We start from the raw sequence: 23,413 nt of genomic DNA, 5'->3' as shown, positions 1-23,413 counted from the left end.
ACCGAGGGCTCGACGGTCCAACAGATTAGGCTGGCCCTGGTCAAGAGATACGAATGTCTGGCTCAGCGGTCGGAAACTAGGTTGCTGTGTTGCCAATAGGAGCTGTTTCAAAATGAAGTTTTAGGTCCGTCCCTGAATAGTTTGTCGATAGTTTTTGCAAGGTGGCCTGATCTGCGACCACACTGAGAGCAAATCGGGTGGCTCTAGCGCTCTTGTGGAAAATATCTTCGTAAAATACCTCCCCGTATAGATAGATACGCGCGGTTCCGGCTACTATCGCGGCGATTTCGCTCTGAGAAAACATTGAGCTTGCGACCTGCGTACCTTCCATAGGTAAGCGAGGAAAAAGAACGAACGGATTGGTCAGTTTTTTGAGTGGACTAGGAAAAGCGAAACCGTCCGGAAGCGGATGGGAAGCAACCAATACATCCCCGTGGTGACAAACGTTGTGGGCCGGCGTCTGCCCGAGATTCTCTATGTCGTATCGAACGCGGCAGTAGCGTTTTTCGTCGAATGCGTAAACGAATTTGCCACGCATAGAGACATAGGCGCGTAGCTGATTTTCAGATGTTTGATCCGCCCCGATCACCAATCTTTGTGTGGCGCGCCAAAGCAAGTAAGTTGCCCAGAACAGGAGAGCGGTGAACGCGGCGATAACTGTGTCCGTTATTTTTAGCTTGTATCCGAAGAGAGCTGGCCAAAACTCTGTGCCATCTTCACCGGGTTTTTCTCCGGTTTTGCTCTCGTCGAGTTTGACTGATTCCGAGCCGCGAAGCGCCGAAGGAACATTAGATGCTGATCGGTTGTCCGCTCCAAGATTGTCTGGGCTATTCCTATGCGTCTCGACGGTTCCGCTCGTAGTTACTGGAGGGTATGGCGACCTCCAGATGGCAATCAGCGCAATAAGCAGCGCGCCCGATAGGGCGAACAGAAACTCCTTGCTGATCCAGTTCATTTCTCCCCCTTACGACAGGAATCTCGGGTTGCACTGAGCGTACTCTACCCTGTCTAGCGCGAGGGGCCCGCGCGCATCAATGAGGTCGCTAGCGGCGACAATAACTAGCCGCCGTTGATGGCTTGATCAACGGTCGGGCTCGGATCGATGGGCCGCCGTCCGACCACATGCGTTCATCCAACTTTGGCAGGCGAGATCGTCGGCCTCGCGGATCAGGGCCCCGCCCTCGCGCCGCTTCTCAGCCGAGCGCTCAAAGATGTGCGTCATAGCGCGCGACTTCGAAGCTCTTTCGAGAAGGCTTTTCGGTCGCCGCCTGACATTGGAAAGTGGTGGGATTTTCGGGCCATGCGGAAGCATGAACTCGCAGCGCCGCTTGGGGAAATCGTCCAAGATGTTGGGGCGCGCTCGCCGGTCGGCCTACTGCGGCTCGGGATTACAGCGAAGTGCAGGCCGGTGAGACCTCCCCAGTCAATCCGTCATTAGATCGTAATTCCGGCGCAGCGCGTGCTGGACATAAATAGCCGCGCGAGCCGCTGTGTTTGCGTCGGCATTACCAACGGGCACAACGCACATCGACCAATTGCTCTCGGAACGGTCATCGGTGACGCGATTGATGGCGACGTCACGAACACTAGAACAGCCGGGCTGCTGCCGAATTTCTGCTAACGCGCGCGCTCGCAAATCTCCAAGTGCCAGTAGGGTCTTCGACATTGAGATCGCCCTTCTTGATTTGGACTTTGGCAGTCACCGCAATAGATTTGCCACCATTCTCGTGGGCTTCGAGGATCGGCGGCGGGTGAGAGCGGGCATGCGCCAAAAAAACACTATCAAAGCTTTTTAAGAGCGGAATTAATTGCCGATTGTGCTGTCGCGTAACCGGGGACCATGAGTGTTAGCATGAATTGCTTCAGCGGGACTTGCGGGCCGCCATTGACGGTCATGCTAATAGTTGACGTTACTCCGAGCGTCGCATCGAGATAGCGGACTTCCCAAGCGGAACTTTGATCGATGCCAAAATACGCTTGGGCTATCAAATTGAGTGCATCGAGATCATCGACCCACTTGAGGTCGCCACTCAGGCCCGCAATTCTCCAAAAATCCGACTTTAGTGGCTGTTGTTGAATTTTGCCAATACTACCATCGCGGGCCTGAAGGGCCGCGAGGTCATATGACAGCTCATCTTTGATAAAGCGTAGAACACGCGCCTTGTTATCGGCGGCAAGCTTAAGATCGTCTAGATGCTTTTCTTCCGCTTGCTGGGCGTGCTCAATGACGTAGATGGAGTAGGTTACGATTGCCCCAAAAACAATCGATCCTAGAAGTTGAATTAGAAGCGAGGTCTGAAATTGTAGGCGTCGCTCCGCGGACGTAGCTGTCGTCCTATAGACGGCTATTCCTAGAACGGCGATCGCAGCCAATGCGGCGACGTAGAGCAAGACGAGCGAGGTAGGTGCGCTCATGGTTCTCTCGTCATCTAGAACGCTTTGCGAGGGAGAACAAATAGCGAAGCAGCATGTTGCGTCCGTGTTGCGTGGAGCGATTAGTAGGGCTTGGTAAGCCGTTGATTTTCTTCGCACTGGCTCGCGACACGTCGCAACACGAAATCGGGCGATAGAACGAAGCCGAAACTGCAAGAAACCCTTATTTTATCGGCATAACTCGTGGCGATCCCAGCAGGATTCGAACCTGCAACCCACGGAGTAGAAATCCGTTACTCTATCCAGTTGAGCTATGGGACCGTCGGGTCCGGCTTATACCACCGAATGTAAAAATTTAGCATTCAAACGGGGCTATACCGAACCCGTTTTGGGAGCCCCGCGACTAAGGATTGACCCGGCTGGCACGACGCTTGGCCGGCTTTCGCCTTGCCGCCCCCCAGAGGCGGCGGCGGACCCGAGAACTCGAAGGCGTCCGACAAATGTCGCATGCGATTTTTTGCTCGTCCGTGCCTCCGCCACGAGTCCGTCACTTTTTAGCGCACTTCCTTATCATCGGCGGCCCATCCGCCGCGCCGGGAGCTTCATCATGATCGGTCTGGTTCGGGCTGCAATTTTTTGCGCCACGCTGTCGTTTGGCCTGACCTCAGCGCTTCCGTCGGCCTTGGCCGCGGACAAGGCGTTCAAGCGCGACGACCTCGCCGATTTCTCCATCAAGCTCGAAGCCCAGATCAAGAGCGAGGCGGGCGCCGTCAACAAATCCGGCGCGGCGTTGAAAGCCGATGCGGACGCCGCCTTCAAGCGCAACGACTACCGGACCGGCTTGCAAATCCTCGGGCAGATTGCGGTGACGGCGCCCGACGATAGCGGCAACTGGGTGCGGCTTGCGCGCACGATTTTCCAGATGCGGCCGACCAATTCCAGCGAGCAGACCTTTCTGCTCGAGCGTGCCTCGACCGCGGCCTATATCGGCTACCAGCGCGCCGCCAACGCCAGCGATGAAGCCGATGCGCTCGCCGTGCTCGGCCGCGCGCTATCGGAGCGCAAGCTGTGGCGGCCGGCGCTGGACAGCCTGCGCTTATCACTGGATTTGCGCGAGGTCGCCGAAATACGCGGCCAATACGAGAAAATGCGCGACGAGCACGGCTTCCGGCTGCTCGACTATACCATCGATTCCGATTCCGCCTCGCCGCGGGCCTGCTTCCAGTTTTCCGAAGACCTCGCCAAGCGCACCGACTTCACGCCGTTTTTGGCGCTCGCCGGCAATGACAAACCGGCCCTGATCTCCGAAGGAAAACAGCTCTGCGTCGACGGTCTGAAGCACGGCGAGCGCTACAACATCAACCTGCGCGCCGGCCTGCCGTCGACCGTGAAAGAAGGCCTGCCGAAGTCGGCTGAATTCAATATGTATGTGCGCGACCGCAAGCCATTCGTGCGTTTCACCGGGCGCGCCTATGTGCTGCCGCGCACCGGCCAGCGTGGCATTCCCTTGGTCAGCGTCAATACGCCTGCTGTCTCCATCAATGTGTTCCGTATCGGGGATCGCAACCTGATCAACACCGTGATCGACGGCGACTTCCAGCGCGCCTTGAGCCGCTACGAACTCACGAGCCTCGGTGACGAACGGGGCGTCAAGGTGTGGTCGGGCGAACTGTCGACCGCCATGACGCTGAACCAGGATGTCACGACGGCTTTCCCGGTCGATGAAGCGCTCGGCACCTTACAGCCCGGTATTTATGTCATGACCGCTGCCGCCAAGGGACCGGGCAGCGATGATGATGGCGGATTGGCGACACAATGGTTCATCGTCTCCGATCTCGGCCTGACGGCGTTTTCCGGCAATGACGGCATTCATGTATTCGTGAATTCGCTGGCGTCGACGGAAGCCGTGACCAAGGCGGAAGTGCGTCTCGTGGCGCGCAACAACGAAATCCTCGCCACCCGCAAAACCGATGACGCCGGTCATGCCGTGTTCGAGGCGGGCCTGGCGCGCGGCGAGGGTGGCCTTTCGCCGGCCATGCTGACGGTCAGCACGAATAAGGCCGACTACGCGTTCCTCAGCCTGAAATCCAATGCGTTCGATTTGTCGGATCGCGGCGTGTCGGGCAGGGCGGTGCCCGCCGGCGCGGATGCGTTCGTCTATGCTGAACGTGGCGTCTATCGCTCCAGCGAAACCGTCTTTCTCACCGCGCTGTTGCGTGATGGCCAAGGCAATGCGATCTCTGGCGGCCCGCTGACGCTCGTGGTTGAGCGCCCTGACGGCGTCGAATTCCGACGCGCGGTGCTTGCGGATCAGGGCGCTGGTGGCCGGACGCTGACGCTGCCGCTGAATTCGGCCGTCCCGACCGGGACCTGGCGGGTGCGTGCTTTCACCGATCCGAAGGCGAATTCGGTCGGCGAGACGACCTTCATGGTCGAGGACTACATCCCCGAGCGGATCGACTTCGAAATCACAAGCAAAGACAAGCAGATCAAGGTCGATGCTCCGGTACAGATCAAAGTGGCCGGTCACTTCCTGTATGGCGCGCCGGCTTCCGCTCTTCAGCTCGAAGGCGACATGCTGGTCGCGTCCGCCGACGAGCGAACCGGCTTCCCCGGTTATCAGTTCGGCGTGGCGGATGAGGAAAACGCCAGCAACGAGCGCACGCCGATCGAAAATCTCCCGGAGTCCGACGCGAGCGGCGCGGCGACCTTCCCGGTCAGTATCGCGAAGCCGCCGACCTCGACCCGTCCGCAGGAGGCACAGATCTTCATCCGCATGGCGGAAGCGGGCGGTCGCGCCGTGGAGCGCAAGATCGTGCTGCCGGTCGCGCCGACCATCGCCATGATCGGCGTCAAGCCGCTATTCGGCGACAAGAACGTTGCGGAGGGCGACAAGGCCGCCTTCGACGTCGTGTTCGTTGCGCCCGATGGCAAATCACTGGCGCGGGACGGTCTGCGCTACGAGCTCTTGAAGATCGAGTCCCGCTATCAGTGGTATCGCCAGAACTCCTCCTGGGAGTTCGAACCGGTCAAATCGACCAAACGCGTTGCCGATGGCGATTTAACGGTCGCAGCCGACAAGCCCGCCCGCGTCACGCTGTCGCCGGAGCCCGGGCGCTATCGCCTCGACGTCAAATCGACCGATGCGGACGGTCCGCTGACCTCGGTACAATTCGACGTCGGCTGGTACTCCGACGGCAGTGCCGATACGCCGGATCTGCTGGAGACGTCGATCGACAAGCCGGAATATCAATCCGGCGACACCATGGTTGCATCAGTCAATGCGCGTACCGCCGGCAAGCTGACGATCAACGTGCTTGGCGATCGGCTGCTGACCACTCAAACGAGTGACGTCAAGGAAGGCACCGCCCAGCTCAAAATTCCCGTCGGCAAGGACTGGGGCACCGGCGCCTATGTGGTGGCGACGTTGCGCCGTCCACTTGATGCGGCAGCGCTGCGCATGCCCGGCCGCGCCATCGGGCTCAAATGGTTCGGCATCGACAAGAAGGCCCGTACCCTTCAAGTCAGCCTGTCGCCGCCCGTGCTGGTGCGGCCGAACTCCACGATGAAGTTGCCGGTGAAGCTGACCGGCCTCAACCCCGGCGAAGACGCCAAGGTCGTCGTGGCCGCCGTCGATGTCGGCATTCTCAATCTCACCAATTACAAGCCGCCGGCGCCCGACGACTATTATCTGGGCCAGCGCCGCCTCACGGCGGAAATCCGCGATCTCTACGGCCAGTTGATCGACGGCATGCAGGGCACACGCGGTCAGCTCAAGACCGGCGGCGATGGCGCCGGCGCAGAATTGCAAGGCAGCCCGCCCACCCAGAAGCCACTTGCGCTCTATTCCGGAATTGTGACGGTGGCAGCCGACGGCACCGCCGAAATCACCTTCGACATTCCGGAATTCGCCGGCACCGCGCGCGTGATGGCGGTGGCGTGGACCGCGACCAAGCTCGGCCGCGCCACGGTCGACGTCACCGTGCGCGATCCCGTCGTGCTGACCGCAACTCTGCCACGCTTCCTGCTTAACGGCGATCACGGCACCATGAGTTTTGATCTGGACAACGTCGAAGGCGCCGCGGGCGATTATTCCGTCAGCGTCAAAACCTCGGGGCCGGTAAAGGTCAGCGGCAATCCGACGACATCAGTGAAACTCGCCGCCCAGCAGCGGACCTCGATGTCGCTGGCGCTCGATGCCGGCGGCGCAGGCCAGGCTGCGCTCGACGTCGATATCAAGGGACCGAACGGGCTGACGCTGGCGCGGCATTACACGCTGGATGTGAAGCCGTCGACGCAGGTGCTGACGCGACGCTCGGTCCGGACCTTGGCGAAGGGTGAGAGCCTGACGCTGACGCCGGACATGTTCTCTGATCTCGTTGACGGCACCGGCACCGTCTCGGTTTCGGCGAGCCTTTCCAGTGCGCTGGATGCGGCAACCATCCTGAAAGCACTGGACCGCTACCCCCATGGCTGTTCGGAGCAGATTACGAGCCGCGCGATGCCGTTGCTTTATGTCAACGATCTGGCCGTCGGCGCGCATCTGGCGATGGACACCGCGGTCGACCAGCGGATTCGCGATGCGATCGACCGCCTGCTGGCACGGCAGGGCTCAAACGGTTCGTTCGGCCTGTGGTCGGCCGGTGGCGATGACGCCTGGCTCGATGCGTATGTGACCGATTTCCTAACTCGCGCGCGTGAAAAAGGGTTCACCGTACCCGACGTGCTGTTCCGCACCGCGCTCGATCGTATCCGCAATTCGGTTGTGAACGCCGAAGAACCGGAAAAGGACGGCGGAAAGAATCTGGCTTACGGCCTTTATGTGCTCGCCCGCAACGGTGCCGCGCCGATCGGTGATCTGCGCTATCTCGCCGATACCAAGCTAAACAACCTCGCGACGCCGATCGCCAAGGCGCAGCTTGCCGCGGCGCTGGCGCTGGTCGGCGACAAGGCAAGGGCCGAGCGGGTCTATGCCACCGCTGCCGACAGCCTCCTACCAAAGCCTGCGCTTGAATTCGGCCGCGTCGACTACGGCAGCGCCTTGCGCGATGCGGCGGCATTGGTGTCGTTGGCCGGAGAAGGCAATGCGCCGAAGGCCACGCTGATGCAGGCGGTGTCACGCGTCGAAGCCGCGCGCGGGCTTTCGCCTTACACCTCGACCCAGGAAAACGCCTGGCTGGTGCTGGCGTCACGAGCGCTCGCCAACGAGACCATCGCGCTTGATGTCGAGGGTAGCCCGGTCAAGACCGCGCTCTATCGCAGCTACAAGGCGGCCGAGATATCGGGCAAACCGGTCAAGATCAGCAATACCGGCGACGCGCCGATACAAGCGGTGGTCTCGGTCGGTGGTTCACCGGTGACGCCCGAGCCGGCCGCGGCCAACGGCTTCAAGATCGAGCGCAATTACTTCACGCTAGACGGCAAGCCGGCCGATGTATCGAAGGTCAAGCAGAACGATCGCTTTGCGGTCGTGCTCAAGATCACCGAAGCCAGACCGGAGTTCGGTCATATCATGGTGTCGGACTATCTGCCCGCCGGCTTCGAGATCGACAATCCGCATCTGGTCTCGTCCGGCGATACCGGCACGCTTGCCTGGATCGAGGATGGCGAGGAGCCGGAAAACACTGAGTTCCGCGATGACCGCTTCACGGCGGCGATCGATCGCGCCGCCGACGACAAGTCGATCTTCACGGTCGCTTATGTGGTGCGCGCGGTGTCGCCGGGCAAATATGTGCTGCCGCAGGCTTATGTCGAGGACATGTACAATCCCTCGCGCTACGGCCGCACAGTTACGGGTTCGGTCGAGGTGCGTCCGGCCAAATGAGCGCTGAAGCCGATCAGATAGGCGCAACCAGGCCGGCCCTCCGATGGAGACGAACGGGAGGTGCGGCGTTCGCCGTGGTCGTGGCACTCAGTCTGACGATTGCGGCGTGGGTGGTCTCGCTCGGACCGCTGCCGCTTCGCGAAGCCCATGAAGTCTCAACCACGATCATCGATCGCCACGGCAAGCTGTTGCGCGCTTATGCGATGGCGGATGGCCGCTGGCGGTTGCCGGTCCATGCGGCAAAGGAGGTCGACCCGACCTATCTGAAGCTGCTGTTCGCTTATGAAGATCGTCGCTTTTATTCTCACGGTGGGGTTGATGTTCTGGCGCTAGGACGCGCTGCGTTTCAACTGGTGACCAGCGGCCATATTGTGTCGGGCGGCTCGACCATCACCATGCAGCTCGCGCGTCTGATGGAGCCGCGGCGACAGCGTTCGATCACGGCCAAGCTCAGACAGATCGTCCGCGCCATCGAAATCGAACGGCAAATGAGCAAGGACCAGATACTCGACCTGTATCTGGCGATGGCGCCCTACGGCGGCAATCTCGAAGGCATTCGCGCCGCTTCAATCGCCTATTTCGGCAAGGAGCCGAAACGCCTGTCGCTATCCGAAGCCGCGCTCCTGGTGGCGTTGCCGCAATCGCCGGAAAACCGCAGGCTCGATCGTTATCCGAATGCTGCCCGTGCCGCCCGCGACCGGGTGCTGGATCGGATGGTCGAGGACGGCGCGATCTCCAGTGACGATGCCGCAATGGCGAAGGCTGTAGCCGTGCCGCGGTTGCGCAAGCCCATGCCAATCCTGGCGCCGCATTCGGCCGACCGGGCGATCGCCTCGGTGAGGGACACGCCTGTGATCGCCTTGACGCTGGAGGCGCCGTTGCAGCAGGCGTTCGAGGCATTGGCGCGCGACCGCGCAGCCTCACTCGGCCCGAACATTTCGGTGGCCATTCTTGCAGTCGACAATGGAAGTGGCGATGTGCTCGCCCGCGTCGGCTCACCGGACTATTTTGACGACCGCCGCGCCGGTCAGGTTGACATGACACGCGCGATGCGTTCGCCAGGATCGACACTGAAGCCGTTCATCTATGGTCTGGCCTTCGAAGACGGCTTTGTTCATCCGGAAAGCCTGATCGATGACCGGCCGATTCGCTTCGGCTCTTACGCGCCGGAAAATTTCGACATGACGTTCCAGGGCACGGTTCCGGTGCGCAAGGCGCTGCAAATGTCGCTTAACGTACCCGCCGTCGCGCTGCTCGACCGTGTCGGCGCCAGCCGGCTGGCATCGCGGCTCAAGCAGGCGGGAGCTCATCTCGAACTCCCGAAAGACGAGACGCCGGGGCTGGCCATGGGTCTCGGCGGCGTCGGCATCACGTTGCAGGATCTCGTTCAGCTTTATTCGGGGCTGGCGCGGCTCGGCGACGCGCGACCGCTACTCGAAATCCAGAGCCAGCGCGACGAGGCGAGTGAATCGCAGCGGCTTTTGGATCACGTTGCGGCCTGGCAGGTCGGTAACGTCTTGTTGGGGACGCCGCCGCCGGAGAACGGCGTGCACAACCGGATCGCGTTCAAGACGGGAACCAGCTACGGCTACCGCGATGCTTGGTCGATTGGCTTCGATGGCCGGATCACCATCGGTGTCTGGGTCGGTCGTCCTGACGGCGCGCCCGTGCCCGGAATCGTTGGCCGCACCGCAGCCGCGCCGATTCTGTTCGATGCCTTTGCTCGTACCGGCAAATTGCCGGCCGCTCTGCCGAAACCGCCCAAGGGAACCTTGACGGCCAGCAATACGAAATTGCCGCTGCCGTTGCGGCGCTATCGGCCGTTGGGAGAACTGCTCCGGACCGACGGCGAACGCGCGCCTCATATTCAGTTTCCGCTCGACGGGTCGCGGATGGATATCTGGGGGGAGGGAACGTCGTCTGCCGCCATGCCGGTAAAAGTAGCAGGTGGCGTGCTTCCGATCACGATGCTCGTCAATGGCGTGGCGGTCGGGGAACTCGACAACCGGAGACAACGGCTGGTCGATTCACCGGGGCCTGGCTTTGCCAGATTGACCGTCATCGACGCCAAGGGCGCGGCGGACACAGTTATCATCAGAATTCAATAGTGTTTCCGCTAAGCGGTTGTCGTGACGTTGTTTTCGGCGTATGCGGAACCGATGAGCGAGACCTATGCCCGCCCCCGGTTTGGACAGCCGCGCGAACCTCAAAAGAAGGTCGATCGGGGCAGCCGCCTCGTCGATCTGCTGGATTTTGTGGCTACGAGCCATGTCCGATCGGTGGCATTTCTGGTGCTGTGCGGCTTTTTGCTGTTCCTGCCCGGCTTCTTCAGTATTCCGCCGATCGACCGCGACGAAGCACGGTTTGCGCAAGCGACCAAGCAAATGGTCGAGACCGGCGATTTCGTTGATATCCGTTTCCAGGATGATGTTCGTTACAAGAAGCCGGTCGGCATTTACTGGATGCAAGCGGCCGCGGTCGAAGCGGCTTCCGCGCTCCACCTGCCGCGCGCCCAGGTCCGCATCTGGATCTATCGGGTGCCGTCGCTGATCGGGGCGTTCGGCGCCATGCTCCTGACCTACTGGACGGCGCTTGCCTTCGTGACCCGGCGCGGCGCCGTTCTCGCAGCGCTGATCATGGGAAGCTCAGTCCTGCTCGGCGTCGAAGCGCGGCTCGCCAAGACGGATGCGATGTTGCTTTTGACCGTCGTGGCTGCGATGGGAGCGATGGCGCGGGTCTATTTGTCGTGGCAACGCGGTGAGGACGATCCTCATCCGCCCTGGTCGTGGCCGGCCATTTTCTGGACTGCGCTGGCGGGCGGCATCCTGATCAAGGGGCCGCTGATTCTGATGTTCGTCGCGCTCACGGTTGCGATGCTGGCCTTTTTCGATCGCTCGCTGACGTGGCTTTGGCGGTTGCGGCCGGTATGGGGCCTGATGTGGCTGCTGGTGCTCGTCTTGCCGTGGTTTATCGCGATCTTCTGGCGCGCTGGCGATGCATTCTTCACCGATTCAATCGGCGGCGACATGCTGAGCAAGCTGGCGGCGCAGGAATCGCACGGCATGCCGCCTGGTCTCTATCTGCTGCTGTTCTGGTTGACATTCTGGCCTGGCGCGCCACTGGCGGCGATGGCTGCGCCTGCGGTGTGGCGGGCGAGGCGAGAGCCGGGCGCGCAGTTCCTTCTCGCCTGGCTGGTACCATCCTGGATCGTGTTCGAGGCGGTGCTGACCAAGCTGCCGCATTATGTCCTGCCGCTCTACCCGGCGATTGCGATCCTCACCATCGGCGCGCTCGAGCGCCGCGTGTTGTCGCGTTCCTGGCTCACGAGCGGAACGGCGTGGTGGTTCATCATTCCGGCGCTTGCCTCACTCGCCGCCGTGGTCGGGGCTGTGAGCGTGACGCGCCAACCGGTGTTTCTGGCGTGGCCCTTCGTGGCGGCGGCCTTGATCTTCGGGCTGTTTGCGTGGTGGCTCTATGACGATAACCGTGCCGAGCGCTCGTTGATGAACGCGGTCGTCGCAGCTCTGTTTCTCGCTTTCGCCATTTACGGCGTGGTCGTGCCGGCGCTGACGCCGCTATTTCCCAGCGCCGAGGTGGCGCGGGCGTTGCGCAACGTCGTCTGTGTTGGACCGAAGGCCGCGGCCGCCGGTTTTCATGAGCCGAGTCTGGTCTTCATGACCGGCACTTCGACGCTGCTCACGGATGGTTCGGGCGCGGCCGATTTCCTTGCCCAGGGAAGCTGCCGGTTTGCCTTGATCGAACAGCGTGCGGAACGCAGCTTTGCCCAGCGCGCCGAGGCGATCGGCCTGCGCTACGACGTGGCGTCGCGTGTCGAGGGCTATAACATCTCGCAGGGGCGCGCGATTTCGATCGCCATCTTCCGCTCCGAAGGGACGGAATAGATGTCCACCCAGTCCGGCTCCGAACCAGCCGCCGGCTACTTCTCTCGCCTGTCGACGATTGTATCAACATGGGCGAAGCAGCTCGCAAGTTCGGCATCCCAAGCGCACCGCACTGAAGCCGCACGGAAAGTGACGCGCCAGACGCTTCTGGCCTTCGTAAGCGCTGTCATGCTGATCGGCGTGTTGATGATTTGGATCGACGCGCCAGAAATCGCATTAATGCCGCCGCGCGGCACCACGAGTCTCTGGCCATTCCGGATTCTGACCGACTTCGGCAAGGACAACTATGTGCTATTGCTGTTGATCATTCTGCTGGTCGGCGCGGCGCTGGCCGCCGCCGCCGCACGCGATTCCGCAAGACACCGGCTGCTTGCGATCGGCGTGCATCTGCAATTTCTATTGCTCGCGTTAGCGATACCGCTTGCCGCCGGCGAGGTATTGAAGTGGATCGCCGGCCGGGGCCGGCCGTTCGTCGGCGGGCAGTCCAATCCCTTCAACTTCGCGCCTTTTGCAGGAACCGAAGCCCACGCGAGCCTCCCCTCGGCACATTCGATCACGGCCTTTGCGCTCGCCTTTGCGGTCGCTGCGGTCTGGCCGCGGCTGCGGGGGCTCGCAATCGCCTATGCACTGCTGATCGCGTTTACGCGTCTCGTCCTTCTGGCGCACCACCCGAGCGACGTTGTGGCTGGCGCCGCAATCGGAATCATAGGTGCCATGTGGGTGAGATACTGGTTTGCCGCGCGGGGACTGGGGTTTGCCGTGGGCGAGGGCGGCATCATTTCGCCAGCCGCCAATGAGCCCCTCAAGGGGGTTGCCGCCGGGGCACCAGCCTCATAAGAAGCGGACCGTCGGCCGATCACGGCTAACGCAAAACGGGTGAGATTTGCCTTCTTCTGAGCCAGCCGCCATCGCCGTCTCGATCGTTGTTCCCGTGCGCAACGAGGCTGAAAATATCGCGCCCGTGATCGCGGAGATCTCGGCGGCGCTCGACGACCGCTGGCGTTACGAAATCATCTATGTCAACGATGGCTCGACGGATGCAACCGGCGACCGGCTCGCCGCCGTCATGGAAAGTCGTCCCAACCTGCGCCAGATCCGTCATGCGACATCGGGGGGGCAATCAGCAGCCGTGCGCAGTGGCGTTCGCGCGGCGCGCGGCGCGATCGTTGCAACGCTCGACGGCGATGGCCAGAACAACCCCGCCTTCCTGCCCGCGCTGGTTTCCGCCATCGAGCAAGGTGGCGAACGTACCGGCCTTGCCGCTGGCCAACGGGTAGGCCGCAAAGATACCGGCTTCAAGAAGATTCAGTCACGCGTCGCCAACGCCGTGCGCAACGCGATCCTGCATGACGGCACGCGTGATACCGGTTGCGGCCTGAAGGCGTTTCGGCGCGACGTGTTTTTGGCGTTGCCGTATTTCGACGGCCTGCACCGTTTCCTGCCGGCGCTGGTGCGCCGTGAGGGATATGACATCGTCTATGTCGACGTGGTTGACCGTCCGCGACATTCGGGCGTGTCAAACTATGGCTTTTTCGACCGGCTCTGGATCGGAATCATGGATCTTGCTGGCGTGTGGTGGCTGATCCGCCGCAAGAAACCGACGCCTGTTGCGACCGAGGTGAAGTGATGCTGATCCAATACGGCCAAGCCCTTGGCAATTACCTTTACGATATATTTGTCGCCAAGTTCGACTTCTGGCTGGCCTTCGGCCTGATTGCACAACTCGCCTTTGCCGCGCGCTTCCTGGTGCAGTGGATCGCGAGCGAGCGGGCGGGAAAAAGCGTGGTGCCGCTGGCGTTCTGGTTTTTCTCGATCTGCGGCGGGCTATTGACGCTGATCTATGGCCTGGTCAAGCGCGAGCCGGTGATCATCATCGGACAGTTGGCCTCGAACATCATCTATGTTCGCAACCTGATGCTGATCTTCAAGAGTCGCGCGCAGGTCTCGGAGACACTGGACAGTTAGGCTGCGCGCAGGACTTCAAATCCGCGCGCTAGATCGGCCTTCAGGTCTTCGACGTTCTCAAGACCAATGTGCAGCCGGAGCGTCGGTCCGCCCGGCTCCCATTTTGTCGCCGTGCGATATCCGGTGCAGTCAAAGGGGATGATAAGGCTTTCAAAGCCGCCCCAGGAGTAGCCCATGCCGAACAGCTTGAGACTGTCGAGCATGGCATCGACTGACGTTTGCGCAACCGGATTGAGAACGATACTGAACAGACCGGAGGCTCCGGTAAAGTCCCGCTTCCAGATTGCATGTCCGGGATCGCTTTCAAGCGCCGGGTAAAGCACACGCGCGACCTCCGGCCGCTGCGCCAGCCAATGCGCCATTTCCAGCGCGGATCGATGGTGCTGAGCGAGCCGCACCGCCAGCGTCCGCAATCCGCGGATCGCGAGAAAGACGTCGTCGGGACCGGCACAGACCCCGAGCAGCCGGATCCCCTCGGAAATCGCAGGCCACGTTCTTGCGTTGGCCGAGATCGTGCCAAACATGATGTCGGAATGTCCGCCGATATATTTGGTGGCGGCCTGGACGCTGATATCGACGCCTTGCTCCAGCGAGCGATGAAATAGCGGCGTCGCCCAAGTGTTGTCGTCGATCACGATCGCGCCATGGGCATGCGCGGCGGATGCGATGGCGGGAAGGTCCGGCATTTCAAAGGACTGCGAGCCGGGTGCCTCGATGAGCACGGCTTTCGTGCTGGGCTTGAATAAACTCGCGATCGCGGAGCCGATCATCGGATCGAAATAGGTGGTCTCGACGCCATAGCGCGTGAGTATCCCGTTACAGAAATTGCGTGTCGGTTGGTAGGCATTGTCGCAGACCAGGAGATGGTCGCCTGATTTCAGCAGCGAGAGCAGGGCCGTGCTGATGGCGGCCGCTCCCGATTGAGCGATGCCGACGCCTGCGCACTGCGGCCCTTCGAGTGCCATCAGCGCTTGCTGCAGGGCTCTCGTCGTGGGGGTGCCGTGGCGGCCGTACCGGAACTCGCCGCGGTGGGCGCGCAGGTCGTCCACCGTGGGGTAAAGCACGGTGGAACCGTGAACGACGGGTGGGTTGACGAAACCCTTCTGCGCTTTGGTGTCGCGCCCCGCGGTCACAAGCGCAGTTTCGATCTTTAGCGGCAGGGTGTTCTCGTCGTCGCCGGCGCTCATATTCCATTGGCCTCCTTCATGGTCTTTCGGCCGTCTTGCAGTGTGAAGCGTTTGCAAAGCGGCGAAAGACGGCCGAGGTGTTAATAGCAGGGCAGGGAAGACCGCCGTCAACCCCTTGACCCGGACCGCCAGTCGTTCTGAGATGGCAGCTACAACTTCGCCGCAGAGTTGAGGGGCCTGCTGCGACCGTCACTTCGTCTCCGAACCGGAAATGGGCAAATTGTCGCTCATCCGGGTCGGCGTTTGCTGTGGCGGATGTTGGCCCGCACTTTGCCTGCGCAGGACAGTCATCGCTCCCGGACGACCCTCGAAAGGCCCCGCCATGAAACGCGTCTCCTTTGTCCTAGCTCTTGCTCTCGCCGCCGCTTTTTCGGCCCAGTCTGCCACCGCGCAGACCCTCAAAACGATCAAGGACCGGGGCATGGTGGCCTGTGGCGTCAGCCAGGGACTGCCGGGCTTCTCCGCACCCGACGACAAGGGAAACTGGACCGGAATCGATGTTGATGTCTGCCGCGCGGTCGCCGCGGCCATTTTCAATGATCCGACCAAGGTCAAATTCGTGGCGCTATCGGCCAAGGACCGTTTCACGGCCCTGCAATCCGGCGAAATCGACCTGTTGTCGCGCAATACGACCTGGACGCTCTCTCGCGACACCACGCTCGGCGCCAATTTTACCGGGGTGACATATTACGACGGGCAGGGCTTCATGGTGAGGAAGGCGCTCAAGGTCAACTCCGCGCTCGAACTGAACAGTGCTTCGGTCTGCGTGCAGACCGGAACGACCACCGAACAAAACCTCGCCGACTTCTTTAAAAGCAACAATATGAAATACGAGGTGGTCGCGTTCGCCGGCGCAGATGAGACCGTCAAAGCCTACGAGTCCGGTCGCTGCGATGCCTTCACGACCGATGCCTCGGGACTCTACGCTTACCGTCTCAAGATGACCAATCCCGCCGATCACGTCGTGCTCCCCGAAATCATTTCGAAGGAGCCGCTCGGCCCGATGGTGCGCCATGGCGACGATCAATGGTTCGACCTCGTCAAATGGGTGCTGTTTGCCATGGTCGACGCCGAAGAACTCGGCATCACCCAGAGGAACGTCGATGAGATGGCGAAATCGGATAAACCGGAATTGAAGCGGGTGCTTGGGACCGACGGCAATTTCGGTGAACAGCTAGGCCTCACCAAGGATTGGGTTATCAGGATCCTCAAGGCCGTGGGCAACTACGGCGAGACCTTCGATCGCAACGTTGGCGCCGGCTCGCCGCTCGGGATAGCGCGCGGCCTTAATGCGCTCTGGAACAAGGGTGGAATTCAGTACGCGCCGCCGATCCGCTGATCGCACCAGATTGCTGCAAAGATGAGTATCGGGCCACGACCACCGCCGCGGCAGCTTGTCGCGAAACTGCGGCGGGTGCTTGGTGGCGGTGCAGGCTGGAATGGGTTTTTCCTTCAGATCCTGTTCGTGGCCCTGCTTGGCTGGATCGCCTACGACATCGTCGCCAATGTTCGAAGCAATCTGGAGACGCAACGAATTGCCGCCGGCTTCGGCTTCTTGAGCAACAACGCAGGCTTCGACGTCAATCAGAGTCTCATTCCGTATTCGCAGTCGGATACTTATGCCCGGGTTTTCGTTGTTGGCCTGCTCAACACGCTGTTGGTTGCGATCATCGGCATTTTCTTCGCAACCGTGATCGGATTCCTGGTGGCGCTGGGCCGGCTGTCGCCGAACTGGCTGCTGGCGCGGATTTCCGGCGGTTACGTGGAATTGCTGCGCAACATCCCGCTCTTGTTTCAGATCCTGTTCTGGTATCTCGCGGTGCTCGGGACGCTGCCGTCGCCGAGGCAGAGCATTTCGCTGTTCGGCGTTATTTTCCTGTCCAATCGAGGATTGGTTGTTCCAACTCCCATTCCACAGCCCGGATGGGAACCGGTGGCGATTGCGCTGCTGATCGCGATCGCAGCTTCGCTGCTGTTTCGGTTCTACGCGCGCCGGCAACTGTTCCAAACCGGCCGGGTGGTAACGATCTGGCCTTATGTCGTCGGCTTGTTGATCGCTCTGCCGCTGGTCGCTTCGCTGGTATTCGGCGCGCCTGTCAGTTTTGAAATTCCAGAGCTCAAGGGGTTCAATTTTGCCGGCGGATCGCGGATCATTCCCGAACTCGTGGCGCTGACGCTGGCGCTATCGACCTATACGGGCGCCTTTATCGCCGAGGTCGTGCGTTCGGGGATTCTGGCGGTTCACAAAGGACAGATGGAGGCGGGCTCTTCGCTCGGGCTGACGCGGGGCGCGACCTTGCGGCTGATCGTGGTGCCGCAAGCGATGCGCGTGATCCTGCCGCCGCTGACCAATCAATATCTCAACCTCACCAAGAACTCATCGCTGGCGGTCGCGATCGGCTATCCCGATCTGGTCTCGGTTTTTGCGGGCACATCGTTGAACCAGACCGGGCAGGCGATCGAAATCATCGGTATCACGATGGGCGTTTACTTGCTGATCTCGCTGGTCACGAGCGCCGTTATGAGTTTCTACAACTGGCGGATCGGGCGGAGCATGGGCGTATGAGCGAGAACGCCTTCGTTCGAAAGGAACTCGTCCCTGAGCGCGCGGCACCAATCAAGGTGACCGGCTTTGTCGGGTTTGTGCGTACGCGCCTGTTGAATTCGCCGACCAATATCCTGCTGACGCTCGTGAGCATTCTGCTGCTCTGGTTTACGATCATTCCGGCCGTCAAATTTCTTCTGGTCGATGCGGTCTGGAGCGGGAAGGACCGAACCGCCTGCCTCGCCGAAAATGTCGGACATTCCGTCGGGGCTTGCTGGCCCTTTGTCCAGGCGAAATTCAGCCAGTTCATTTACGGTTTTTATCCAGATGCAGAGCGCTGGCGAGTCAGCCTGACCTTCTTCCTGGCAGCCATCTTGCTGTTGCCGCTGCTGATCCCGCGGTTGCCTGCGAAGGCGCTCAACGCCGGCCTGTTCTTCATCGCCTTTCCCGTCGTCGCATTCTTTCTGCTGCGTGGCGGCGGCCTGAATGGTTTCGGCGTGAGCTGGGCGACGGGCATTCTGTCAGGTTTCGCCGGCGCAATAGGTGATGTCGGCCAAAAACTCTCGACGGCCGGCGGCGCGGTGGCCGTTATCGGACCGCTCTTGCACGTGCTGGGCAACCTCGTCGTATGGTTCGGAATGGCGGTGTCTGTTCTGATCTGGCCGTTGGTCTGGCTCAACAGCCAAATTCGAGACTCCTGGCACCCGGTCTGGGTCGACTTCGCGGTAACGGCAGTTCTCATCTCGCTGACCCTGTTTTTCCTCAGCGGCGGCATTCGTACTGGCTGGCGCATTCTGCTCGGCAGCCTCGTGACATTTGCCGGCATTGGCGTCGTCATGGCCGCGATGGGGCTCGACCATGGCGGACTGCCCATCGTCGATAGCGGTCTCTGGGGCGGCTTTCTGATAACGCTGGTGGTTTCAGTCACCGGTATCGTCACATGCATGCCGATAGGGATTGCGCTGGCGCTCGGCCGGCGCTCGACGATTCCCCTGATTCGTTTCTTCTCGGTCGGATTTATCGAAATCTGGCGCGGCGTGCCCCTGATCACCGTGCTGTTTTTCGCAACCTATATGCTGCCGCTGTTCATGCCGGGCAATTTCAAGATCGACGGTCTGGTTCGTGCGCTGATCGGTATCGCGCTGTTTTCGGGGGCCTATATGGCTGAGGTCATCCGCGGCGGATTGCAGGCAATTCCGCGCGGGCAGAGCGAAGCGGCGAACGCCATCGGTCTTTCCTGGTGGAAGACGACAGCCCTTATTGTGATGCCGCAGGCGCTCCGGCACGTCATCCCCGGAATCGTCAACAGCTTTATCAGCCTGTTCAAGGATACGTCGCTGGTATCGATCGTGTCGCTGTTCGACCTGTTGGGACAGGTGCACGCCTCGTTCGCCGATCCTGTCTGGGCGACGCCGTCGACGCTGTTTACCGGGTTTGCGTTCGCCGGAATGATCTACTTCACTTTCTGCTTTGGAATGTCCCGCTATTCGCTGTTCGTCGAGAACAGGCTGAATATTCATCGTAAGTAACCGAGAGACGTCATGACCACTGATCCGATCGTCGGTATTGCCGGGCTCAACAAATGGTTTGGCGACTTTCACGTGTTGCGCGACATCGAAGTCGACGTGGCCAAGGGCGAGCGCATCGTGATCTGCGGCCCTTCGGGGTCCGGAAAATCGACCTTCATCCGCTGCATCAACGCGCTCGAGGAATTTCAGGAAGGCCGGATCGTGGTTGATGGCATCGAACTTGGTCCCCAGCTTCGCCGGGTGGACGAAGTCCGCCGCGAAGTGGGCATGGTGTTTCAGAGCTTCAACCTGTTTCCGCACCTGACTGTGCTCGAAAACTGCACGCTTGCGCCGATCTGGGTCCGTCACATGCCGAAAAAGGACGCCGAAGCGGCAGCGATGAAATATCTGGAGCGGGTGAAGATCCCGCATCAGGCCAGCAAATATCCGGGACAGTTGTCCGGCGGCCAGCAGCAGCGGGTGGCGATCGCGCGGGCGCTGACCATGAATCCGAAGGTCATGCTGTTCGACGAGCCGACCTCGGCGCTCGATCCGGAAATGGTCAAGGAAGTGCTCGACACCATGGTCGACCTCGCGAAAGAGGGCATGACCATGCTGGTCGTGACCCACGAAATGGGCTTTGCCAGGGAAGTGGCCAACCGCATCATCTTCATGGATGCAGGCCAGATCATCGAGACCAATACGCCGGAAAACTTCTTCGCCAACCCGCAGCACGCGCGGACCAAGCTTTTCCTGAGCCAGATCCTGCGCTAATTTCCGCCGCTACCCCGGATGAGTGCCGGCTATCCGAAGTGCGCCGTCTCAAACGGAATATCGATCTTGCTGCGCTTTTCCAGCCAGGCCGGCACCGGCAGGTTCTTCGAGCGCATGAATTCCGGATTGAACAGCTTTGACTGATAGCGATTTCCGGAATCGCAAAGGATCGTCACGATGGTTTTGCCGGGACCGAGCTGCCTGGCCAGGCGGATCGCGCCCGCCACATTGATCCCGGTCGAGCCGCCGAGGCAAAGGCCTTCGTGCTCGAGCAGCTCGTAGATCACGGGAACGGCTTCCTCGTCCGGTATCAAATAGGCTTCATCGACCTTGGCTTGCTCGATGATCGGCGTCACTCGGCCAAGGCCGATGCCTTCCGTGATCGAGCCACCTGGCGTGGCCTTGGCCTGGCCGTGCTTGAACAGCTCATACATCGCAGCACCACGCGGATCGGCGCAGCCGATGACGATGGCCTTGTTTTTTTCTTTCAGAAACCGGCTCGTTCCGGCGAGTGTACCGCCCGATCCGACCGAGCAGATAAAGCCGTCGACCTTGCCGGCGGTCTGCTGCCAGATTTCGGGGCCGGTCGATTCATAATGCGCCTTGGGATTATCGAGGTTGTTCCATTGATCGGCAAACAACACGCCGTTCGGTTCCTGCGCGCGAAGCTTGTCGGCCAGGCGTCGTCCGATGTGCTGGTAGTTGTTCGGGTTGGCGAACGGAAGCGCCGGCACTTCGACGAGTTCTGCGCCGCAGAGCCGCAACATGTCCTTCTTTTCCTGGCTCTGCGTTTCCGGAATGACGATCAGCGTCCGGTATCCGCGCGCGCTCGCAACGACGGCGAGGCCAATTCCCGTATTGCCGGCGGTGGCCTCCACCACGAGGCCACCTGGCTTGAGCTCGCCGCGCTTCTCGGCTTCGAGGATCATCCATTTTCCGGCGCGGTCCTTGACGGACTGGCCGGGATTCATGAACTCGGCTTTGCCGAGAATGGTGCAGCCGGTCAGTTCGGAAGCGTGCTTCAGCTTGATCAGCGGGGTGTTGCCGATCGCCTCGATGACGTCGTTGTTGATTTTCATGCGTGCTGGTTCTTGCTCGAAGTGCGACCGTCGGAATTGAATCAGAAATTCAACGAGTTCGGTGTGGATCGGTTCAAAAAGGAACCGCCACAGTAGTGCCCGAGAGATGAAAGTGGAAGCAAGTTCTGCCGCTGTTTTGTGCGCTGCGGTCTAACCTGTTTTAGCGAACACGACCTGACGGACGTCAATATTTCCGGACAGGAATCCGGCCTCACAATAGGAGAGGTAATATTCCCAAAGGCGCCGAAAACGGTCATCGAAGCCGAGCGGCGCGAGCCTCGGCCATGCTGCGCGGAAGTTATTTCGCCAGGTCGCGAGCGTCTTGGCATAATCTTGCCCGAAAATGCGTTCGCGAATGACGGGTACGCCAAAGCGTTCGCCCAGCGACTTCAGGATGAGCGGCGACGGCAGCATGCCGCCTGGAAAAACGTAACGCTGAATGAAATCAACGTCGCGGCGATAATCCTGGAACAGCTTGTCCTGGATGGTGATCGCCTGGATTCCGGCAAGACCTCCCGGCAGCAGCCGATCACGCAGTTGCGAAAAATAGCGCGGCCAGAATTCCTCGCCCACCGCCTCGATCATTTCGATGGAGGCGATGCGGTCATACTGGTCGCGTTCGTCGCGATAGTCCTGCAACCTGATCTCAACGCGATCGTTGAGGCCGGCGGCCTGGATGCGGGCCTGAGCGAAGTCACGCTGCTCCTTGCTGATTGTGAGCCCGACCACGCGGGCACCGACTTTCGCGGCATATTCGGCGAACCCGCCCCATCCGCAGCCGATCTCCAGCAGTTTCTGATCCGGCTTGAGGTCGATTGCTTCGGCCAGCCGTCGGTACTTGTTGTTCTGGGCTGCGGTCAGGTCGGTCGTGTGCTCTTCGAACAGGGCCGACGAGTAGGTCATGCTCGGGTCGAGCCACGCCGAATAGAATGCGTTGCCGATATCGTAGTGGCTGTAGATGTTGCGTCGCGCCTGACGCCTTGTGTTGCGGTTGAGCCAATGCCGGACCACCTGGACCGCGCGCACCATCGGCTTGCCGATCAGCATGGAACGCATCCAGTCCTGGTTCACACAGAAGAGATAGAGGAACTGGGTGAGGTCCGGCGTATCCCATTCGCCGCGCAGATAGGCCTCCGCAATGCCGATATCGCCGCCGCGAATCAGGCGCGAGGCAAAGCTGTGGTGGTAGACCTTCATGGCCGCGGCTGGACCGGGGCCATTATCGCCGAGTTTGAAGATGCGGCCGTCGGGGAGGGTTACTTCGAGCGAGCCGTAGCGCAGTTTTGCGCCGTAGCCGAGCGCCAGGCGGACCATGCGGGGGAGGTTCCCGGGCAAGCGATCTACAGTGTCGGACGTGATCGGAATCACCTCGGGCATGGCCGGCCGATTGAAGCTTCACCGTCTGCGGTGGGCAGACATCATGTTGGAAGTATAATCACTGCGCTGGCCGCTCGCCAAGCTTCCATCGGCGGTCTTGTCCGGCTTCGGGGCCAGCCGCACCCCCTTTAGGCAGAGCCGTAGCGCCTCCCAGTGGATGGCGGCAATGACCTTCAAAGTGACCAACGGAAGCGAAAAGAACGAGCGCAGCAGTTCTTTGCTGGTCAGAAGACGCCGGTATCCCATGAAGGCTGCCGAAAGCAGCGGGCCTTCGCTGTCGGTCGCGAGAATACGCAGCTTGACGCAATCTTTCGGTGGCATGACCCGGAAATGGTAGCGCATCGCCATCTCGATAAACGGCGAGACGTAAAATCGCTTGTCCTGGATCTGGCGAATGCCGGCCGGGCTGATCTCGCCGCGCTTCACTGGAAGCACATAAGCGTGAAGGCCGCCGAACGTATTGCGGACCTCGTAGATGAGGAGCGCGGGCTCTCCATTCGCGCGATAGCAGAAGTAGACCGATAGCGGGTTGAAGGCGTAACCGAGCAGGCGCGGGTAGCAGAGCATCAGCACCCGGCCGCCCGTGAGGTCGATCCCATGCTCGCCGGCCTTGCGCTGAGCATAAAGCCGCAAAGATGAGCCGTCGCGGTCGCCGTGGTCGGCTTCATGAAAACTGTAGAGCGCCGCCCGGTTGACGCCGAACAGCCGAGACTGCCGATCGGCAACCTCAAGCCGATCCAGATCGATCAACAGGCTCATCACGCGATAGCTGAAGCGATGACCGACCGGCTTGAGGCGGGCGTGCATGATCTCGCCGACATAAAGTGCGGCGGCATCGCCCTCGATCACGGCAGGTGTGAGGTTGACATCCCGCATTAC

General features: G+C 60.9%; 17 protein-coding genes, 1 tRNA gene and 1 pseudogene. 10 read left to right on the top strand and 9 right to left on the bottom strand.

The window, feature by feature from the left end; genetic code table 11:
• Positions 1-76: 76 nt before the first annotated feature.
• From BUA38_RS33675 to BUA38_RS33665, 5 genes and pseudogenes are all read right to left on the bottom strand, one after another.
• Entirely contained in the window at positions 77-955 is an 879-nt protein-coding gene (locus BUA38_RS33675; protein ID WP_072824917.1) for a hypothetical protein, read from the bottom strand.
• A gap of 107 nt (positions 956-1,062) precedes the next feature.
• Positions 1,063-1,302, bottom strand: a pseudogene (locus BUA38_RS38380) (hypothetical protein); the annotation flags it as partial.
• 121 nt (positions 1,303-1,423) lie between these two features.
• The gene (locus BUA38_RS37305; RefSeq protein ID WP_156898847.1) at positions 1,424-1,666 is read right to left on the bottom strand and encodes a hypothetical protein; all 243 of its coding nucleotides are present in this window, start codon (positions 1,664-1,666) and stop codon (positions 1,424-1,426) included.
• A 116-nt stretch (positions 1,667-1,782) separates the two neighbouring features.
• Positions 1,783-2,415 (bottom strand): hypothetical protein, encoded by a 633-nt coding sequence (locus tag BUA38_RS33670; protein WP_072824915.1) that lies wholly within the window; start codon positions 2,413-2,415, stop codon positions 1,783-1,785.
• A 202-nt stretch (positions 2,416-2,617) separates the two neighbouring features.
• A tRNA-Arg gene (locus tag BUA38_RS33665) sits at positions 2,618-2,694 on the bottom strand.
• A 286-nt stretch (positions 2,695-2,980) separates the two neighbouring features.
• Between BUA38_RS33665 and BUA38_RS33660 the strand changes: the two genes are divergently transcribed.
• The 6 genes from BUA38_RS33660 to BUA38_RS33635 are packed head-to-tail and all read left to right on the top strand — an operon-like array spanning position 2,981 to position 14,064.
• On the top strand, positions 2,981-8,197 hold the full coding sequence (locus BUA38_RS33660; protein WP_072824913.1) for an alpha-2-macroglobulin family protein: 5,217 nt from the start codon (positions 2,981-2,983) through the stop codon (positions 8,195-8,197).
• Positions 8,194-10,305 (top strand): penicillin-binding protein 1C, encoded by a 2,112-nt coding sequence (pbpC, locus tag BUA38_RS33655; protein WP_083587872.1) that lies wholly within the window; start codon positions 8,194-8,196, stop codon positions 10,303-10,305. Before BUA38_RS33660 ends, pbpC begins: the two co-directional genes overlap by 4 nt.
• 51 nt (positions 10,306-10,356) lie before the next feature.
• Positions 10,357-12,099, top strand: a complete 1,743-nt coding sequence (locus BUA38_RS33650; protein WP_072826637.1) for an ArnT family glycosyltransferase — start codon at positions 10,357-10,359, stop codon at positions 12,097-12,099.
• On the top strand, positions 12,100-12,936 hold the full coding sequence (locus tag BUA38_RS33645) for a phosphatase PAP2 family protein (RefSeq protein WP_072824909.1): 837 nt from the start codon (positions 12,100-12,102) through the stop codon (positions 12,934-12,936).
• A 46-nt stretch (positions 12,937-12,982) separates the two neighbouring features.
• On the top strand, positions 12,983-13,726 hold the full coding sequence (locus BUA38_RS33640; protein WP_072824907.1) for a glycosyltransferase family 2 protein: 744 nt from the start codon (positions 12,983-12,985) through the stop codon (positions 13,724-13,726).
• Positions 13,726-14,064, top strand: coding sequence for a lipid-A-disaccharide synthase N-terminal domain-containing protein (locus BUA38_RS33635; RefSeq protein WP_072824905.1), 339 nt, complete (start codon positions 13,726-13,728; stop codon positions 14,062-14,064). The genes BUA38_RS33640 and BUA38_RS33635 overlap by 1 nt, the downstream gene beginning before the upstream one ends.
• Here BUA38_RS33635 and metC read toward each other — a convergent pair.
• Entirely contained in the window at positions 14,061-15,251 is a 1,191-nt protein-coding gene (metC, locus tag BUA38_RS33630) for a cystathionine beta-lyase (protein ID WP_072824903.1), read from the bottom strand. The two genes, BUA38_RS33635 and metC, sit on opposite strands and share 4 nt — an antisense overlap.
• Positions 15,252-15,573: 322 nt before the next feature.
• On the opposite strand from metC, the gene BUA38_RS33625 reads away from it, so the two are divergent.
• The 4 genes from BUA38_RS33625 to BUA38_RS33610 are packed head-to-tail and all read left to right on the top strand — an operon-like array spanning position 15,574 to position 20,078.
• On the top strand, positions 15,574-16,590 hold the full coding sequence (locus tag BUA38_RS33625) for an amino acid ABC transporter substrate-binding protein (RefSeq protein WP_072824901.1): 1,017 nt from the start codon (positions 15,574-15,576) through the stop codon (positions 16,588-16,590).
• 21 nt (positions 16,591-16,611) lie between these two features.
• The gene (locus tag BUA38_RS33620) at positions 16,612-17,817 is read left to right on the top strand and encodes an amino acid ABC transporter permease (protein WP_072824899.1); all 1,206 of its coding nucleotides are present in this window, start codon (positions 16,612-16,614) and stop codon (positions 17,815-17,817) included.
• On the top strand, positions 17,814-19,325 hold the full coding sequence (locus BUA38_RS33615) for an amino acid ABC transporter permease (RefSeq protein ID WP_072824897.1): 1,512 nt from the start codon (positions 17,814-17,816) through the stop codon (positions 19,323-19,325). The genes BUA38_RS33620 and BUA38_RS33615 overlap by 4 nt, the downstream gene beginning before the upstream one ends.
• A gap of 12 nt (positions 19,326-19,337) precedes the next feature.
• Complete coding sequence (locus BUA38_RS33610) at positions 19,338-20,078, top strand: amino acid ABC transporter ATP-binding protein (protein WP_072824895.1); 741 nt, start codon at positions 19,338-19,340, stop codon at positions 20,076-20,078.
• A gap of 29 nt (positions 20,079-20,107) precedes the next feature.
• Here the strand turns inward: BUA38_RS33610 and BUA38_RS33605 are convergent, their stop codons facing one another.
• From BUA38_RS33605 to BUA38_RS33595, 3 genes are all read right to left on the bottom strand, one after another.
• The gene (locus BUA38_RS33605) at positions 20,108-21,157 is read right to left on the bottom strand and encodes a cysteine synthase A (protein WP_072824893.1); all 1,050 of its coding nucleotides are present in this window, start codon (positions 21,155-21,157) and stop codon (positions 20,108-20,110) included.
• A gap of 150 nt (positions 21,158-21,307) precedes the next feature.
• Complete coding sequence (locus BUA38_RS33600) at positions 21,308-22,534, bottom strand: SAM-dependent methyltransferase (RefSeq protein ID WP_072824892.1); 1,227 nt, start codon at positions 22,532-22,534, stop codon at positions 21,308-21,310.
• 18 nt (positions 22,535-22,552) lie between these two features.
• Complete coding sequence (locus BUA38_RS33595) at positions 22,553-23,410, bottom strand: DUF1365 domain-containing protein (RefSeq protein WP_072824890.1); 858 nt, start codon at positions 23,408-23,410, stop codon at positions 22,553-22,555.
• Positions 23,411-23,413 lie beyond the last annotated feature (3 nt).

The organism is Bradyrhizobium erythrophlei (assembly GCF_900142985.1).
Taxonomy (GTDB): Bacteria; Pseudomonadota; Alphaproteobacteria; order Rhizobiales; family Xanthobacteraceae; genus Bradyrhizobium; species Bradyrhizobium erythrophlei_B.
Note: the sequence above shows the minus strand (reverse complement) of the source record. Positions and strands in the feature narration are given on the sequence as shown.

Coding starts and splice junctions, on each gene's coding strand:
- pbpC (WP_083587872.1), top strand. CDS start 8,194: ATGAGCGCTGAAGCCGATCAGATAGGCGCAACCAGGCCGGCCCTCCGA.
- BUA38_RS33675 (WP_072824917.1), bottom strand. CDS start 955: ATGAACTGGATCAGCAAGGAGTTTCTGTTCGCCCTATCGGGCGCGCTG.
- BUA38_RS33620 (WP_072824899.1), top strand. CDS start 16,612: ATGAGTATCGGGCCACGACCACCGCCGCGGCAGCTTGTCGCGAAACTG.
- BUA38_RS33625 (WP_072824901.1), top strand. CDS start 15,574: ATGAAACGCGTCTCCTTTGTCCTAGCTCTTGCTCTCGCCGCCGCTTTT.
- BUA38_RS33645 (WP_072824909.1), top strand. CDS start 12,100: ATGTCCACCCAGTCCGGCTCCGAACCAGCCGCCGGCTACTTCTCTCGC.
- BUA38_RS33670 (WP_072824915.1), bottom strand. CDS start 2,415: ATGAGCGCACCTACCTCGCTCGTCTTGCTCTACGTCGCCGCATTGGCT.
- BUA38_RS37305 (WP_156898847.1), bottom strand. CDS start 1,666: ATGTCGAAGACCCTACTGGCACTTGGAGATTTGCGAGCGCGCGCGTTA.
- BUA38_RS33650 (WP_072826637.1), top strand. CDS start 10,357: ATGAGCGAGACCTATGCCCGCCCCCGGTTTGGACAGCCGCGCGAACCT.
- BUA38_RS33660 (WP_072824913.1), top strand. CDS start 2,981: ATGATCGGTCTGGTTCGGGCTGCAATTTTTTGCGCCACGCTGTCGTTT.
- BUA38_RS33615 (WP_072824897.1), top strand. CDS start 17,814: ATGAGCGAGAACGCCTTCGTTCGAAAGGAACTCGTCCCTGAGCGCGCG.
- BUA38_RS33610 (WP_072824895.1), top strand. CDS start 19,338: ATGACCACTGATCCGATCGTCGGTATTGCCGGGCTCAACAAATGGTTT.
- metC (WP_072824903.1), bottom strand. CDS start 15,251: ATGAGCGCCGGCGACGACGAGAACACCCTGCCGCTAAAGATCGAAACT.
- BUA38_RS33600 (WP_072824892.1), bottom strand. CDS start 22,534: ATGCCCGAGGTGATTCCGATCACGTCCGACACTGTAGATCGCTTGCCC.
- BUA38_RS33635 (WP_072824905.1), top strand. CDS start 13,726: ATGCTGATCCAATACGGCCAAGCCCTTGGCAATTACCTTTACGATATA.
- BUA38_RS33605 (WP_072824893.1), bottom strand. CDS start 21,157: ATGAAAATCAACAACGACGTCATCGAGGCGATCGGCAACACCCCGCTG.
- BUA38_RS33595 (WP_072824890.1), bottom strand. CDS start 23,410: ATGCGGGATGTCAACCTCACACCTGCCGTGATCGAGGGCGATGCCGCC.